This window comes from Sorangium aterium (assembly GCF_028368935.1).
In the GTDB taxonomy this organism is placed as follows: Bacteria; Myxococcota_A; Polyangia; order Polyangiales; family Polyangiaceae; genus Sorangium; species Sorangium atrum.
In genome coordinates this window covers 390881-406264 of the sequence record NZ_JAQNDK010000007.1, presented here as the reverse complement: position 1 = coordinate 406264, position 15384 = coordinate 390881, and the positions used below count along the sequence as shown (strand labels likewise).

The window sequence follows — 15384 nt, the reverse complement described above, 5'->3', positions numbered from 1 at the left end:
CAGCCGCCTCCGAAGCAGGGCGACAATAGCTCATAGATCGACCCGCATGACAAGGCCCATGCTGCGGAATTGTTGCTCGTCTCGACGTCACCCTAGGGCGAAGCCCGTCAGCACGGGAGCCAACGACGACGAGATCTGTTGATATCCATGTCGACGGCAGAGGTGGGAAGAACGCCCGGACGCGGCCGTCCAGGGACGGCTGCGGGCGCGCCATGACACGGCACGTCGTGGGTACAACCAGCCTTCATCGAATCGCCGTTGCAGAGCTCGGCCGAGCCGTAGGACAATGGCCCCGTGATGACGCTCGGCCCACGGCTCCCCCGGTTCGTACAGCTCTCTCTCATGCTCGCCCTGACGGCCGGTTGCGGCGCCTCGTCCGACGACGACGCGGGCCCGACGAGCGGCCAGGCCGCCGGCGAGCCGCCGAGGATGATCGGGATGACGGCGGCCCACAACGCCGCGCGCGCCGCGGTCGACCCGCCCGCCGAACAGGGGGTGCCCCCTCTCTCGTGGTCGCCCGAGATCGCCGCGGTGGCTCAGGCCTATGCCGCCCGGTGCACGTTCGGCCATAGCGCGAGCAACTATGGAGAGAACATCTTCGCGTCGACCGGCTCGTCACCCACACCGGAGGACGTCGTCGCCTCGTGGGTCGACGAGGCGGCCAACTACGATCTTGCGAGCAACGCCTGCAGCTCCACCTGCGGCCATTACACTCAGGTGGTATGGGCCGACTCCCTGCGCCTCGGCTGCGGGGTCGCCGATTGCACGACCGGCTCGCCGTTCGGCAGCGGCACCTGGCAGATCTGGGTGTGCAACTACGATCCTCCCGGCAATTTCGCCGGAGAGCGCCCCTACTGAGCCCGCGCGCCGTCCCCGTCTCCTCCCCGCCCCTCGCCGGCTCTGGTATCGAAGCGGCGATGGACTTCGGGTGGACCCCTCCCCAGCGTGCCGTCCACGACCGCATGCGCGCCCTCGGCGCCGAGGCCGACGCCGCGGCGCCGGACGATCGCATGCGCGTCCTCGCCCGGGGCGGCGCCCTCGGCCTGCCGATCGCCCGCGATCTCGGGGGCGAGGGCCTCGACCTCGTCACGACGGCGCTCGCCTACGAGGGCCTCGGCGCGACCCTGCGCGACGGCGGCGTCCTGCTCGCCGCGGGGGCGCACCTCTTCGGCGTGGCGCTCCTGCTCGCGCGGGTGGGCACCCCCGCGCAGCAGCGCGCGTGGCTGCCGCGCATGGCGAGCGGCGCGTGCATGGCGACGGTCGCCGCGACCGAGGCCGGCGCCGGCTCGGACGTCGCGTCGGTGCAGGCCAGGGCCGACCGCACGGACGCCGGCTACCGGCTCACCGGCGACAAGCGGTACGTGACCTGGGCCGACCGGGCCGACGTGTACCTCGCGATCGCGCGCGACGGCGGCGGCCGCGACGGAGGGGCCCCGGCGCGCGGCCTCACCGCGCTGCTCGTCCCCCGCGCCGCGGGCGAAGGCGCCGCGCGCGTTCTCCCCGGCGCGCCGCTCGCGACCGCTGGCCTCCGGGGCGCGCGGCTCGCGCCCGTCTCGTTCACCGGCTGCGAGGTCGGCCACGACGCGCTCCTCGGCCGCGCCGGCGCCGGCCTCGCCGTCTTCCAGATCGCGATGACCTTCGAGCGCGCGCTCATCCTCGCCTTCCGCCTCGGCGCCATGGAGCGCGCCCTCGGCGAGGCCGTCCGCTTCGCCCGCGAGCGCGAGATCGGCGGCCAGGCGATCGCGCGCCACCAGGCCGTCGCGCACCGCCTCGCGCAGATGAAGCTGCGGCTGGAGACCTCGCGGCTGCTCATCTACCGCGCCGCGTGGGCGCTGGATCAGGGCGAGCGCGGCCAGGCCGAGGCCGCGCTCGCGAAGTGGCACACGGCGGACTCGGCCGTGGCGTCCGCGCTCGACGATCTCCGGCTCCGCGGCGGCGCTGGCTACCTCGAGGAGAGCGGCCTCCCCTCCGCCATCGACGACGCCCTGGGCGGCAGCATCCATTCGGGGACGTCCGACGTGCTCGCCACGATCGTCGCGCGGTGGCTGGGCGTCTAGCCGCTCGCCCGCGCTTCACCTCGTCTCACCAAGCTCTTCCCTCGTCGTGACGTCAGGCCCCCGGGGAGGGTGCTCGGCCCCCTCCCAGGCAATGAGGAAGAACTTGGACGACGAACTACTGGCCAACCCTCGCCGGCGCCTTTACCAAGGTAGGGCTGCGCGGACCGGCCGAGGGTCGCCGGCCCGCGCTCGTCCGCCGGCCCTTCAAGCCCAACCAGGAACGATATGACCGAAGCGACCGACAATCCCCTGCTCACTCTCGGCTTCGAGATCCCGTTCGATCGCATCCGGAGCGAGCACGTCGAGCCCGCCGTGCGCGCGCTGCTCCAGGACGCCCGCGCCCGGCTCGACGCGCTCGTCGCGGCGCCCGGCCCCCGCACCTACGACAACACCCTCGCCGCGCTCGAGGCCGTCACCGACCGGCTCGACCGCGCCATGAACGTCGTCTCGCACCTCGAATCGACGTCCACCACGCCCGCGCTGCGCGCCGCGTACAACGCCGTCCAGCCGGAGGTCAGCGAGTTCCTGAGCGGCATTGCCCTCAACGAGGGCGTCTACGGCGCGCTCAAGGCGTACGCGGCCACGCCCGAGGCCGCGGCGCTGACCGGCCCGCGGCGCCGCTTCTTGAAGAAGACCCTCGACGATTTCCGGAGGAGCGGCGCCGAGCTCGACCCGGCTGGCAAGAAGCGCCTCTCCGAGATCGACGTCGAGCTCGCCACGCTCACCCTGCGCTTCTCGCAGAACGTGCTCGACGCGACGAACGCCTTCGAGTTCGTGGTCGAGGACGCTGCCCGCCTCGCCGGCCTGCCGCCGAGCGCGGTCGAGGCGGCCCGCCAGGGCGCCAAGGACAGGGGCATCGAGGGCTACCGCTTCACGCTGCAGGCGCCGAGCTACATCCCGGTGCTCACGCACCTCGACGACGCCACGATCCGCGAGCGCTTCTACCGCGCCTTCAACACGCGGGCGACCGAGGGCGACCACGACAACCGCCCGCTCATCCGCCGCATCCTCGAGCTCCGCGGGGAGAAGGCGAGGCTGCTCGGCTACGCGAGCTTCGCCGATCTCGTGCTCGAGGACCGGATGGCGAAGACGGGCGCCGCGGCGCGCCGCTTCGTCGACACGCTGCGGGCGCGCACCGAGCCGGTCTTCGCCCGCGAGAAGGAGGAGCTCGCCGCCTTCCGCCGCGAGATCGAGGGCCCGGACGCGCCGCCGCTCGCGCCGTGGGACGTCGCCTACTACGCCGAGAAGCTCCGCCGCGCCCGCTACGATTTCGACGACGAGGCGCTCCGCCCCTATTTCCCGCTGGATCGCGTCGTCTCCGGCCTGTTCGAGATCGCCCACCGCCTTTACGGCGTGCGCATCGCGCCCTGGCAGGCCGCCCCCACGTGGCACCCGAGCGTCCGCGCCTACCAGCTCGTCGAGCCGGAGGGCGCCCAGAGCGCCGCCTTCTATCTGGACTTCGTGCCGCGGGAGCAGAAGCGCGACGGCGCCTGGATGCACGGGCTCGTCACGGGCGCGCCGAGCGAGGATGGGCGCGCGAACGGCGAGGACGCGCGCCACCTCGAGGTCCTCGCGGGCAGCTTCACCCCGCCGGTCGGCGGCCGCCCCGCGCTGCTCAACCACCGCGAGGTCGAGACCCTGTTCCACGAGTTCGGCCACATGATGCACCACGCCTCGAGCCGGGTGCCGATCCGGAGCCTCGCCGGCACCAACGTCGCCTGGGACTTCGTCGAGCTCCCCTCGCAGATCATGGAGAACTGGTGCTGGGAGCGGGAGGCGCTCGACCTCTTCGCGCGCCACCACGAGACGGGCGCGCCGGTCCCGGACGACCTGCTCCAGCGGATGCGCGCGGCCCGCACGTTCCGCGCGGGCGCCGTGACGATGCGGCAGCTCGGCTTCGCCGAGATCGACCTCGCGCTCCACATGGACTGGACTGGAGAGCAGGGCGATGTCGTCGAGTTCGCGCGCGAGGTCCTCGGGCGTTACTCGCCCGTCCCGCTGCCCGAGGGCTACGCCATGATCGCCGGCTTCTCGCACCTCTTCTCGAGCCCGGTGGGCTACGCCGCGGGCTATTACTCGTACAAATGGGCCGAGGTGCTGGACGCCGACGCCTTCTCCCGCTTCCAGGAAGAGGGACTGTTCAGCCGGAAGGTGGGCGACGCGTTCCGGGGCCAGATCCTCGCGCTCGGCGACACGCAGGACCCGATGGATCTCTACAAGAGCTTCCGGGGCCGCGAGCCCACGCTCGACGCCCTGCTCCAGCGCAGCGGACTCGCCTGAGCCTCCGGGGCGGGCGGGGGGCCGCAGCCATCACGGCGACAAACTCCCGCTCTGGCCATGTGACCGAGCGAGCTCTCGTGAGGCGTTAGCCAAGCTCGTTCGGTCACGCTCAGGGCATGAAGGCGCCGCTCTCCACCCCGCCATCGCTCACCAACGTGGAAGTTTACGTGGTCGTGGACGTTTACGTGGTCGTGGTCGTGGTCGTCAACGATAGGCCGTGAACGACCACGGCCACGACCACGGCCACGACCACGACCACGTAAACGACCACGTAAACGTCCACGTAAACGACCACGTAAACGTCCACGTAAACGTTCGGATGTAGGAGGATGCGGCGCGAAGCTTGGTTAACGCCTACGCCTCATCGCCCCCCGTAGGCGCGAAGAGACCGTGTTCTTCGCGCGGCGAGGGGAGGGCCGATGTCTGAGCCCAAATGACAAAGCTCCTCCGGCGAAGCCGGAGGAGCTTTGTCTCAGGCGAGTCCGGCGGGGCCCCCGCGCCGCGCGAAGAACACGGTCTCTTCGCGCCGGGCCACCTCGGACGACCGCCCCAAGGAGCCGCCGGCGCTCATCGCGCCGGCCCCCCGTGGGATCACTGTATCTTGAAGTTGCAGGCCGACAGCGTGGCCGTCCCGATCGTCTGCGTCATCGCCCAGTTCGCGAGCGAAGCGACGCTGGCCTGCTCGGACCTGAACGCGTAGTTGTTCGCGAGCTGCACCTCGGCGCCGTTCTTCGGCCGGATGTACACCGAGTACCGCTTCGCCGCCACGTCGACCACCATCCGGACGGTATAGGTCGTCCCGCCGGTGTACGGGAACACCTGGAGCGCCTGGTACCTCGCGCCGTTCCGGACGCGGACATTGCCTTCCTCGTCGAAGATGACGATCGCGGCGAGCTGGGTCCACTGGCTCGCGGAGCTGGTCGAGAGGCCGACCACGGCGTCGATCTTCGACGCGCTCGGCGTCACGTCCCAGGTCGCCGTGAAGGTGCCCCGCTGGGTCGACGGCAGCGACGTATTGAACCACTGGCCAGCGTTGACGACCGAGCACACCGGCGTCGTGGGCGTGGGCGTGGTCGGCGTGGGCGTCGGCGTCGTGGGCGTCGGCGTGGGGGTCGTGGGCGTCGGCGTCGTGGTCGTCGTCGTCCCGAACTCGAACGCGCCGATGTCGACCGCGCCCACGGCCGTCCGCCGCTGCGCGGTGCCGACGGCCTGGAGCGCCGCCCTCGGCGGGTGGTAGAGCGGCATCGCCAGCGGCGACGGGAACGTGCGCCCCGAGATCCCCGTCGTCGAGCTGACACCCGTGTTCCGCAGCGGGCTCGTCGAGAGCAGCGTCACGTCGCGGTTGCCGATGCTCGTGAAGCCGGGATCGCTCACGATCAGCGTCCCCGTGAAGCCGGAAGGCACCGTCGTGCCCGTGGGCACCGCGTTGTTGACGCCCTTGATGAGCGGGCTGCCGGTCGTCCAGCTCGCGTCGTCACGGAAGACCTGAACGCTCCCGCCCCCGACGCGATAGAAGATGTTGTTGTGCAGCTCGATGCTCTCGATGCCATCGAACAGGTGGATCGCCGCGCTCGACCCCGCCATCAGCAGGAACGTGTTGTTCACGAACCGATAACGCCCGTTGGTGTCGCCGGTGCCGTCGCCGCCGACGCGGATCACGTACTGCGTGTGCGTCTTGCGGAAGACGTTGCCGACCACATCGGAGTCCTCCCGCGCGAGCCCCGGATCCTGCCCGTCGGGGCCGATGAGCTCGAGGTCCTTGTAGAGCCCGCCCTCGATCCAGTTGTAATAGATCTCGTTCCGCTCCGCGCGGGTCTTCACCGCGTTGCCACCGATTGCATCGTGGACATAGCTGTGCTGCATCCGGAACACGGAGCCCGGGTAGGCGGACTCGTCCGTTGCGATGTAGATCGGGTGCTTCTGCGTACCGTTACCGCAGTTATAGACCTCCACGTATTCCACCGTCAGCGAACCTGAATCGCTGTCGGCGCCCAGGATCCCGTGCGATGGGCAATCGTGGATCACGGAGTCACGGATCGTGACATCGTGCCCGTGCTGGAAGATGCACCGCGAGGTGCCGCCCGTCACATCGAACCCCTCGAAGACGATGTGGTTGGCGTTGAGCTCGATCGTGTTGGTCCCGCCCTTCAGGACGGGGCGCTTCCCGCCGACCCGCACGCCGCGGATCGTGATCTTCGAGGTGGGCGTGCCCCATTTCGTGAGCCTGATGTCACCCGAGTACGTCGCGTTGCCGTCGACCTCCACCACGTCGCCCGCCTGCAGTCTGCCGGCTACCTCACCGATGGTCTTGTAGGTGCGCGTGGGACCGACTTGATACGTCGTGCCGGCCGCCTGCTCCTCCGCGTCCAGCTCCTCTGCGGTCACGTCCTCGTCGAGCGGCGCGCAGCCGAAACCGACGATCGACACCGCCACGAGCGAAGCGATGAACTTACCGGCGGCAAACGACCGCGACCCAAAGCCTTGAGAAATCGAATGCATGGCTTTTTCTCCCCCGGCGTCGTTGAACCCCTGTGGTGAACAGGACCGTAACGGGCGAAAGCATCAGGGGGCAGAAGAGGAGCCTCCCGCTGCGTGCCTTCGCGCCGCGAACCATCGGTGCAGACCATTCAGCACCAGAGGGGCGGATACCGGCGCTCTCGTGAAACAACTTATTCCCGGATTAACACGACGGGTCAAGACGAAATGCTTTCGAAAACGAAACGAACACCCAATTAGGTCGCACACCTCGGCCGCTTTTCACATCGCGGTTGCAAATTTTCGATGCAGAACTGCAATGCGCAGTCCGTCCGCTGATGTAAGGAAGGTATAGAGAAGTGGTCGTCCGCTCGCTTGAATCCAGACAAAATCCCCGGGAAATGTGGGTAAACCTCCAATGCGACTGGGTTCTCCATGTCAGCCAACGACCTTTACCTACCTTCCCCCGCATTCGCTATCTCGGCCGCGGCGCCTGTGACCCGAGTTAGGCCGCGCGCTTCCTCGGCGCACCGCTGCGCTGCAAGCAAGAAACAGCTCGCAGTCCTGCTCGATTGCTTGGCGGACGGTCAGCTATCCGGGTCGCCGCTGGCCTGCGAAGGTCGAGCGCCGTTCGCCGTGCCCTTCGTGCGCGCGGTCGTGAGCCGCGCCGCCGGGGTCCATGCGCGCGACGCGGGCTCGCGGGAGATCGTGGAGAGGGACGACGGGCCGGCGTTCGACGGGGAGATCGGGGCGTCCGCGCGGCGCGCGCGCGGCTCGCCGAGCGCGGGAGATGGGCGAGAATCGGTGGGTATCGGCGGGAATCGGCGGGCAGGAGAGCGCTCAGCGCCTCCCCTTGAAGCCCATCATCTGCTGCACCACCGCCTCGCTCTCCTCGGCGATCGCGCCCTCCTGCGCCGCGCGGTCGGCGCAGTCCTCACAGACCTTCTTCTTCTTGCTTCCGACCTTGATCGTCTTGAGCTCGTCGACCTCGCTATTGCATTCGCGGCACGTGGGCATCGCCAGACCTTCCTTTCGCCGCGCCAGCATATCGCACCGATCCCGCGCGCGCCGAGATCGCGCCGCGAGCGGACCGCGGGGCTCGCCCGCCCGATGTTTGGCCCGGACGAGCCCCGCGACCTAGGCTCGCCGCGTCACGAGGACACCCAAGGAGGCTCCCATGGATCGGAGGCAGGGCGCGCGCGCTCAGGTTGACTTCCCCGTCTCGGCGCTCGTCGATGGCCACCGGCACCGGTGCCGCGCGATCGATCTCTCCCCCACGGGCATGGTCGTCGAGCGCGCGCCCGCGCTGGCAGGCCGGGCGCTGCCTGCCGTGACCCCGTTCGAGCTCGACCTCGGGGTCGGGCGCCCCATCCGGCTGCGCGCCCGCCCGGTCTGGGACCGCGACAACCTGCTCGCCGTCCGCTTCGTCGTCATGAGCGACGCCGACCGGCTCACCATCGCCGAGCACCTCGATCAGCGCGCCCACCGCCGCGAACCCCTCCATTAGAGCGGCGGTCTCCCGCTTCGGATACGGGCCCACCTCGACGTTTTCGGTGCTCAGCGCACCGGAGTGCGCTTGCGCGCCGAAAACGCCGATCTGGGCCCGTCTCCTGTGCGGGAGACCGCCGCTCTGCTCGGGATGGGGCAGAGGGGGCGGAAACCGCTGGAGATGGGGTAGACGCCCCCGGGGGTGAACGCATTGAGCTGGATCGGGGGGGCACGTCCCCGACACGATGCTCGCCTGCAAGAATGAAATCGCAGGATTGCAACACGGGGAGGATGCGCCCGGGACATCTATGCGAAATTTAAATCTATTTCCATCTTCTCGCAGTGGCATGTGAGCTGCTAATTCACGGACGAGCGTTGCTGGTGCGGCCTCTCCCCCCCCGGGCCCCGGCGACGCTTTTTTCTTTTTGTCGCTCGATGAAGCGACGAGCGGTGGGCCACGCTCTACGTGCGTGGCTCTCTTCGCCGCCGCGCAGCGGAGATCGACGCGCGCGGAATGCTGGCGGCGGAGCGGCGAAGCTCGTCGAGCGCGTGCTCGGGCAGGCGCGGGGCGCGCGGCTCGGCGGCGCCTGGGTCGGGGGGGGCGGCGCCTGGGTCGGGGGGGGCGGCGCCTGGGTCGGGAGGGGCGGCGGGCGCGCGGGCGCCCAGGTACGGCCAGAGGCTCTCGCGGATGGGCGCCGGCAGGACGTTCTCCAGGTACTCGAGCGCGGTCCCGCGGAGGTGGGCGTCGTCGGCGTGGAGCGCCCTGTAGGCGATCTCGAGCGGCTCACGCTCGAGGCAGAGGGAGAGGACGCGGAACACGTGCTCCAGGCTGCGGCTCGTCCGCTCGACGAGCAGGCGCTCGGCCAGCGGCGCCTCGACCGGGGGCGCGACGTTGGGGGGCTGGGCGTCCCACACGCGGCGACCGATCGCGATCTCCCGCATCGCCGCCTCGATCACGTCGTCGCGCCGCAGGTGGACAGGCGCGCGCTGCTGGAGGAGCCGCGCGAGCGCGACGCCGCACTGATAACGCACCTCGAAGCGCTCGTCGGCGAGGCCGAGCATCAGGCCCTCGGCGGCGCGCTGGGTGGGACAGGCCTGGAGCACCCGCGGGATGCGGCGCCGGAGGGCGACGCTCACGGACGGGTCGAGGAGCGCGTCGAGGAGCTGGCCGGTCGCGCGGGGGGCGACGGCGCGGAGCGCCCGGATCGCCTCGGAGGCGAGCCCCTCGCGCTCCAGGAGCGGGAGGAGGTGCGGCACGAGCGCGGGATCCGGCTCCCGGACGAGCGCACGGCGGATCCGCTCGGGATCACCGGAGCGGAGGTCGGCCGTGGCGGCGAGCACCGGATCCGACGCCAGCGCGGCCGAGGCGGCGCGCGCGGACAGCGGCCCGTCGACGCCCCTGCGATCGCCCGCCGGAGGCCGCGGCGAGCCCCCGGGGGCGTGGCCGGAGAGCGGCGCGGGGCCGGGGCCGGAGAGCGGTGAGCGGCCGGAGAGCGGCGGGCCGGGGTGCGACGTGCGCTCGCCGTCGGCAGGGCCGCGCCCGACGTCGGGCCGCGCCGCCGCGCTCCGGAGCGCAGCGAGCTCGGCGAGGACCTTGTCGCGGCTGAGCGCGTCGACGGTGCCGCTCAGGGTGCGGCGGGTGGTCGCGTCGACGACGTTCGTCGGGTCGAGCGAGACGGCGCCGGAGCGCAGGCTGCCCTCGAGCGCGGCGACGTAGCCCCGGTGCAGCCGCGGCGTGAAGAGCAGCGTGACGCCCGCGGCCGCCGCGCCGAGGCCGAGCAGCAGCGGGAGCGACCCGCCCGGGGCGAGCACGAGCAGGCCCATCGCGAGGCCGCTGCCCGCCGCGGTGCCGATGCGGTCGAAGCCGACGTCGATGAGCGTCTTGATCGACCGCTTCTGGTCCGGAGGCAGGGGCGTGTAGAGGAGCTCGTAGCCCGAGCGGAACAGCGAGTTCCGGAGCACCGCGTCGGTCGCGCGGACGATCGAGGCGGCCCAGAGCCGCGGCGCGACCACGAGGGAGAGGGTGCTGGTGACGACCGCGGCCGGAAGGATGCCGATGGTGGCGGCGAGCCCGAGCCGGTCGAGCGAGAAGGTGGCGGCGAGCGACTGCACAAGGAAAGAGAGCACGCTCACCGAGAGGTGGAAGAGCGCGAAGAACGAGAGCAGCGCGTTGTGGTCGGTCATCGCGGCGGCCGCCTCGGCGCTGAGGGCGACGTCGAACAGCGCGCCGCTCACGGCGCCGAGGCCGACGAGCAGGCCGAGGTCGCGCAGGTGGCTGCTGTCGCGCAGCGCGGCGAGCCCCGACCCGCCGGCGCCAACCTCGGTGCGCCCGGCCTCAACCTCGGTGCGCCCGGCCTCAACCTCGGTGCGCGCCACCTCAACCTCGGTGCGCCCCGCCCCGCCGGCGGCGCCGGCCGCGCGCGCCAGGCCGGCGCCCAGGTGGTGGGTGGCCCAGGCGGTGAGCGCGCTCACCGCGGAGAGGGCGAGGAGCATCGTCGGGGCGTCGATGAGGCGGCTGGCGCGCCAGGCGAACAGGCCGCCGATCACCCCGCCGACCGTCCCGCCGCCCGCGATGCGCCCGATGGAGTGGCGGGCGGTGTGGGGGTCGAAGCGCTCGTTGACGAGCGACCAGAAGGCGGAGATGAGGGTCGCGCCGAAGACGGCGATGTGCAGGTAGAAGACAAGGGCGGCGGCGCCGGGCGCGCGCCGGGCGAGGCCCCACTCCAGGGCGAGGAGCGCGGAGCTCGCGGCGAACGTGGCCGGGACGACGCGCGCGGGAGAGAGCTGGAGGAGCGCGCGCGAGAGCAGGACGACCGCGCCGAACGACAGGACCGCGCCAGCGGCCATGACCTTGGGGACATCGGCCGCGCCGAAGCTGGCGAGGAAGAGGGCGTCGCGCGTCGCCCGGCCGGCGACCTGCTGGGCGATCATCGCGCCCGAGGCGATGGCCGCGACGAGAACGGGCCTGTCGCTCGCGATGTCCTCTCCCACCTGTGCCCTGGGCATCCTAGGCCGGTTCGGCGGCGAGCACGCGGGCGTCGGTGACGATGGCCCCGAGCGGGACGTCGCCCGGGGTCGCCGGCACCTCGGCGACGAGCTGGAAGTCGAACACGACGCCCACGGAATGCGCCGGCGGGCAAAAGCGCGGCAGGGTGCTGTCGTAGTAGCCGGCGCCATAGCCGATCCGGTGCCCTCGCGGATCGATCTGCAGGGCGGGCACGACGATGACGTCGAGCGCAGCGGCCTCCTCGTCGGTCGCGTCGGGCTCGCGGAAGCCGAGGCCGCGCTCCTGCATGGCCTCGGGGTCCTCGACGAAGCGGAAGGTCATGGCGCGCGACTCGGGGTCGATGGAGGGGTAAGCAACCCGGGCGCCGCGGGCCCGCAGGAGCGGATCGAGCCCCCGGAGGTCGACCTCGTTGCGCCCCTCGATCGGGTAGAAGAGCGCGACCCGCCGGGCCGCGGCGAGGGCCGGCAGCTCGGCGAGCGCGCGCTGGATCCGGCGCGATCGCTCGAGGATGGCCTCGGCCGGGATGGAGCTGCGGACGGCCCGGGCGCGCTTCCGTAGCTCGGCTTTGGCGCGGTAGCGCAGGGCGGCCTCGGCATCGGGGTCCATGGCTCGGTGGTTCCTCCGGCGCGCATCCTAGAGAGCCGCCCCGGGCCGGGGAACCGCCATGTGCGAAATCGATGGGAGGTGGCGCAGTTGGCCCCAGGTGTGGCGCTCTTGCACCGAGCGCGGGGGCAGCGGCTCGCGCTGCGAGCGCGGGGGAGCGGGACGGCCGGGGGCTCGGTGCGCGCAGGGAGCGGGCGGAGAGAGCGGGAGCGACCGCGCGGAGGGCGCAATTGCGAGCGGCTGGCCGGGGTGAGCCCACGGACGAGCCCGGTGGCACCGTTCGTGCTATTCGCGACGACCGCGGCGCCTGCGTGGATGGCGGCGACCGCCGCCACCGCGCGATCCGCGCAGACAGCACCCTGATCGCGGAGAGGCGACAGCGGAACGGGGCCACGGCGAAAGCAGGAGCCCCCGACGCCGGAGGAAGCGATGTTCTGGGAGGATTTCAAGAAGTTCGCGATTCGAGGCAATGTCGTCGACATGGCCGTGGGCGTCGTGATCGGCGCGGCGTTCGGCAACATCGTCAAGGCGCTGGTGGATAACCTGATCATGCCGCCGATAGGCCTCCTGACGGGCGGCATCGATTTCAGCCGGCACTACATCGTCCTGAAGCCCCCGAGCGGCCCCGGTCCGTACGCGACCCCCGAGGAGATGGTGAAGGCCGGCGCGGTGCTCCTCCAGTACGGGGTCGTCATCAACAACCTGGTCAGCTTCTTCATCGTCGCGCTCTGCGTCTTTCTCCTGGTGCGGCTCATGGGGAAGCTTCATAGGCAGCGCGCGGAGGAGGTGACGACGAAGGAGTGCCCCGAGTGCGCGATGAGCATCCCCATCAAGGCGGTGCGCTGCGGGCACTGCACGGCGGCTCTGAAGGGCGCCTAACGCATAACGGAGAGATCACCGCGCGGGCGGCGCTGCGGGCGCGGCTCGCCGGTGAGCGGGCTCCCCGTCGACGCAGCGCCCGTTGACGCCTGTATCGTCCGGAGGGGAGCGCGGCAGCGGAGCGCCGCGCTCTGGCTCAATGATTCTCGACGGGCACGCCGGCCTCGAGCACGGCCTTCTTCAGCGTCAGAATCTCTTGCTGGCTGTCGGTGAGCTCCATCGAATGAAAGCCGGGTGGAGCGGTCGGGCCCATGTGGATCGGGGCGACCGCGGTCTCCAGGATCGGGATGCCATCGAGCCGGCGCTGGTCGGTGCGGGGCCTCGGCTCGCTGAGCACGGGGAGCAGGCTCGGAGACGCCGTGACCCGAGGGCTCAGCGCGTTCACGCGATCGGGCGCGAACAGCTCGAGCGCGGTGCGCGCGATGCACGTATGATCGAGTGTGCCGTGGAACGGCACGCCGCGCGGCGCCCACGGCGAGATGACCAGGGCCGGCACGCGAACGCCGAGCGTATCGAACGGCGCCGCCTCGCTCGCGGGCGACGGCGGCGGGCGCACGTGGTCGTAGAACCCGCCATGCTCGTCGTAGGTCACGACCAGCGCCACGTGCGGCCAGGCCGGGCTCGCGATGAGGTGGTTGTAGATGCGCGCGATCAGGTTCTGACCGCGCGCCACGTCGGCCGGCGGATGGTCGTCGTTCGCCCAGTTCAGCAGCGCGTCCACGTCGACCAGCGTGAAGTTCGGGTCGATCCACGAGACGCTTGGCAGCGTGCCTTCGCGGCAGGCCCTGTAGAACGAGGAGATCTTCGCGATCGGCAGCCCGCGGTGGCCCTTGTATTTCTCGACGGTGCGCAAGAACGCGATGTCGTGCGAGTAGTAGCGCCACGAATCGGCCGGCAACAGGTCGAAGAACGTCGCGCGGTCGATCCATTGCAGGTTCCCCGTGCGCCCGGCGCTGGTTCCGCAGAGCGCGAAGAACCGGTTCGGCCACGTCGGGCCCGCGAACGAAGCGAACCACCGGTCGCAAACGACGTACTGGCGCGCGAGGCTATCGTACGTCAGCAGATCGCGCTGGTCGTACCAGCTCATGATCTCCGCGACGTGGCTGTTCGTGCTGTAGCCTTTCACGAAGCCGTCCATCGCGCCGCCGTTGATCTGCCGCACGACGTCCGTTCGTAGATGATGCGGGCGGATCCGGGCTCTCGTGCTCTCGAGATGATATCCCGTGATCGGCGTACCGTTATCGTCCGAGTTCGTCGCGCCGATCACCCCATCGACGTCCATGCCTGTGCTGCGCAGGTAACCAATCATGTGATCGAAAGAGCGGTTCTCGAGCATCACGATGACCAGATGACGGATGTCTGCCATGTTCCACCGCTCGCTTTCCCATGCGGCTCAGCGTTCTGTCGGCCGACGCGGCCGCGCAGGGCCGGTTTCACTATCTTGAATTCATCTACCGCAATCTGCCAGGGGAGAAGAAAATCCAAACATTTCGAAGACGTCAAGCCCCAGCTGCGGGGCCCCGCCCGGGTCGCCCGAACGTTTTCTATGCGCTCCGCCATCCCCCGAAAAGCGGTGCCACTTCACAGGGTCACCTACGTGCACGCCACGGGGCTCGTGTTCGAGGGCCTCTCGACCCTGCTCGACGAGCGCATCCCGCCGCCGCGCCGAGCCACGGCCCTCGCGCGGCTCCGGCGGTACGCCGGGCTGGAGGCGGGCGACGCGCCGATCGCCGAGCAGGCGAGGAAGAGGCTCGACCAGGTCGCCCGGGCCGTCTTCGCGGAGAACAGCGCCAACATGGAGGGGTGGGCTCGTTACTCCGAGGCCATCCTGCTCCCGTTCATGCCGCCCGAGGGCCAGCTCGTCTCCCTGCAACACCGCCTGGTCCGGGCCGCCCGAGGCTTCCTGGACCCGGAGCTCCAGGCGGGCAAGATCACGCCGGCCGCCGCGCGGACCTTCCTGGAGAAAGAGGTGGTCCTCTCGCCGCTCCTCGCGCAATCGGAGGTGGAGCGTTACACCTTCCGCGCACCGGGGCAGGCGACCTCGTACTTCTACGGGTTCACCCGGCTGATGGAGCTGCGACGAGAGGTCGAGTCCATGATGGGCCCGCGCTTCGACGCGCAGCGATTCCACGATTTCGTGCTCGCCCAGGGCATCCTGCCGCCGAAGCTGCTTCGCAAATCCGTCATCGAGCGTTTCGTGCCGGCACAGCGGACGCCCTGAGCGGCGGAGGGCCCGCGGCGCGCTCTGGATGAGCTCTCGCAGGCTGTCGCCAGGATCGGATCCGGGCTCAGCCACACATTGCTCCGCGGGTCGTAGTACCGCGCCCCGAAGTAGTAGAGCCCCGTCGCCTGGTCGAGCTCCTTGCCCGTGAACACGTACGCCCGCCTGAGCTCGTAGCGCGAGTCCGACGCGTCGATCCACAGCTCCCCGCTCGGGAAGTACTCGTCCCGCTGCGTCAGCGTCTGCTCGTTGTTCGACGCGAAGCTCGTGCTGCCCAGGTGGTCCGGGTGGTAGTACAGCGTCGGCGGGTCACGGAACCAGTCCGGATCCATCTTGCTCGCGATCCGCGTCTGCCCCGCATAGATGTGCTTCGT

Annotated in this window: 12 protein-coding genes and 1 pseudogene; 6 read left to right on the top strand and 7 right to left on the bottom strand. The window is 70.7% G+C overall.

Going from position 1 to position 15384, the window contains the following annotated elements; translation table 11 throughout:
* Window positions 1-297: 297 nt before the first annotated feature.
* The 3 genes from POL72_RS49395 (at window position 298) to POL72_RS49385 (ending at window position 4337) form a co-directional block, all read left to right on the top strand.
* Complete coding sequence (locus POL72_RS49395) at window positions 298-858, top strand: CAP domain-containing protein (RefSeq protein WP_272104323.1); 561 nt, start codon at window positions 298-300, stop codon at window positions 856-858.
* 59 nt (window positions 859-917) lie between these two features.
* Window positions 918-2057, top strand: coding sequence for an acyl-CoA dehydrogenase family protein (locus POL72_RS49390; RefSeq protein ID WP_272104322.1), 1140 nt, complete (start codon window positions 918-920; stop codon window positions 2055-2057).
* Window positions 2058-2282: 225 nt separating this feature from the next.
* A complete protein-coding gene (locus POL72_RS49385) occupies window positions 2283-4337 on the top strand; it encodes a M3 family metallopeptidase (protein ID WP_272104321.1) in 2055 nt (684 codons plus the stop codon).
* Between the two features lie 181 nt (window positions 4338-4518).
* On the opposite strand, the gene POL72_RS49380 is transcribed toward POL72_RS49385, so the two are convergent.
* The 3 genes from POL72_RS49380 to POL72_RS49370 all read right to left on the bottom strand — a co-directional run bounded on the left by POL72_RS49380 (window position 4519) and on the right by POL72_RS49370 (window position 7829).
* A complete protein-coding gene (locus tag POL72_RS49380) occupies window positions 4519-4644 on the bottom strand; it encodes a hypothetical protein (protein WP_272104320.1) in 126 nt (41 codons plus the stop codon).
* A 284-nt stretch (window positions 4645-4928) separates the two neighbouring features.
* Window positions 4929-6836: a right-handed parallel beta-helix repeat-containing protein gene (locus tag POL72_RS49375; RefSeq protein WP_272104318.1), complete on the bottom strand. Its 1908-nt coding sequence runs from the start codon at window positions 6834-6836 to the stop codon at window positions 4929-4931.
* An 816-nt stretch (window positions 6837-7652) separates the two neighbouring features.
* Window positions 7653-7829, bottom strand: coding sequence for a hypothetical protein (locus tag POL72_RS49370; protein WP_272104317.1), 177 nt, complete (start codon window positions 7827-7829; stop codon window positions 7653-7655).
* Between the two features lie 160 nt (window positions 7830-7989).
* Between POL72_RS49370 and POL72_RS49365 the strand changes: the two genes are divergently transcribed.
* Entirely contained in the window at window positions 7990-8319 is a 330-nt protein-coding gene (locus POL72_RS49365; protein WP_272104316.1) for a PilZ domain-containing protein, read from the top strand.
* 443 nt (window positions 8320-8762) lie between these two features.
* On the opposite strand, the gene POL72_RS49360 is transcribed toward POL72_RS49365, so the two are convergent.
* Window positions 8763-11291 (bottom strand): hypothetical protein, encoded by a 2529-nt coding sequence (locus POL72_RS49360; RefSeq protein WP_272104313.1) that lies wholly within the window; start codon window positions 11289-11291, stop codon window positions 8763-8765.
* Between the two features lie 16 nt (window positions 11292-11307).
* Window positions 11308-11913, bottom strand: coding sequence for a 5-formyltetrahydrofolate cyclo-ligase (locus tag POL72_RS49355; RefSeq protein ID WP_272104312.1), 606 nt, complete (start codon window positions 11911-11913; stop codon window positions 11308-11310).
* A gap of 426 nt (window positions 11914-12339) precedes the next feature.
* Between POL72_RS49355 and mscL the strand changes: the two genes are divergently transcribed.
* Complete coding sequence (mscL, locus tag POL72_RS49350; protein ID WP_272104310.1) at window positions 12340-12789, top strand: large conductance mechanosensitive channel protein MscL; 450 nt, start codon at window positions 12340-12342, stop codon at window positions 12787-12789.
* A 136-nt stretch (window positions 12790-12925) separates the two neighbouring features.
* Here the strand turns inward: mscL and POL72_RS49345 are convergent, their stop codons facing one another.
* Window positions 12926-14155 carry a phospholipase C gene (locus POL72_RS49345; protein WP_272104309.1) on the bottom strand — a complete coding sequence of 410 codons (1230 nt, stop codon included), beginning with the start codon at window positions 14153-14155 and terminating at the stop codon, window positions 12926-12928.
* A 207-nt stretch (window positions 14156-14362) separates the two neighbouring features.
* Here POL72_RS49345 and POL72_RS51095 point away from each other — a divergent pair, with 207 nt between their 5' ends.
* Window positions 14363-15010, top strand: coding sequence for a DUF885 family protein (locus POL72_RS51095; protein ID WP_272104307.1), 648 nt, complete (start codon window positions 14363-14365; stop codon window positions 15008-15010).
* Between the two features lie 65 nt (window positions 15011-15075).
* On the opposite strand, the pseudogene POL72_RS51500 reads toward POL72_RS51095, so the two are convergent.
* Window positions 15076-15342 (bottom strand): annotated as a pseudogene (locus POL72_RS51500) (RHS repeat-associated core domain-containing protein); the annotation flags it as partial.
* Window positions 15343-15384 lie beyond the last annotated feature (42 nt).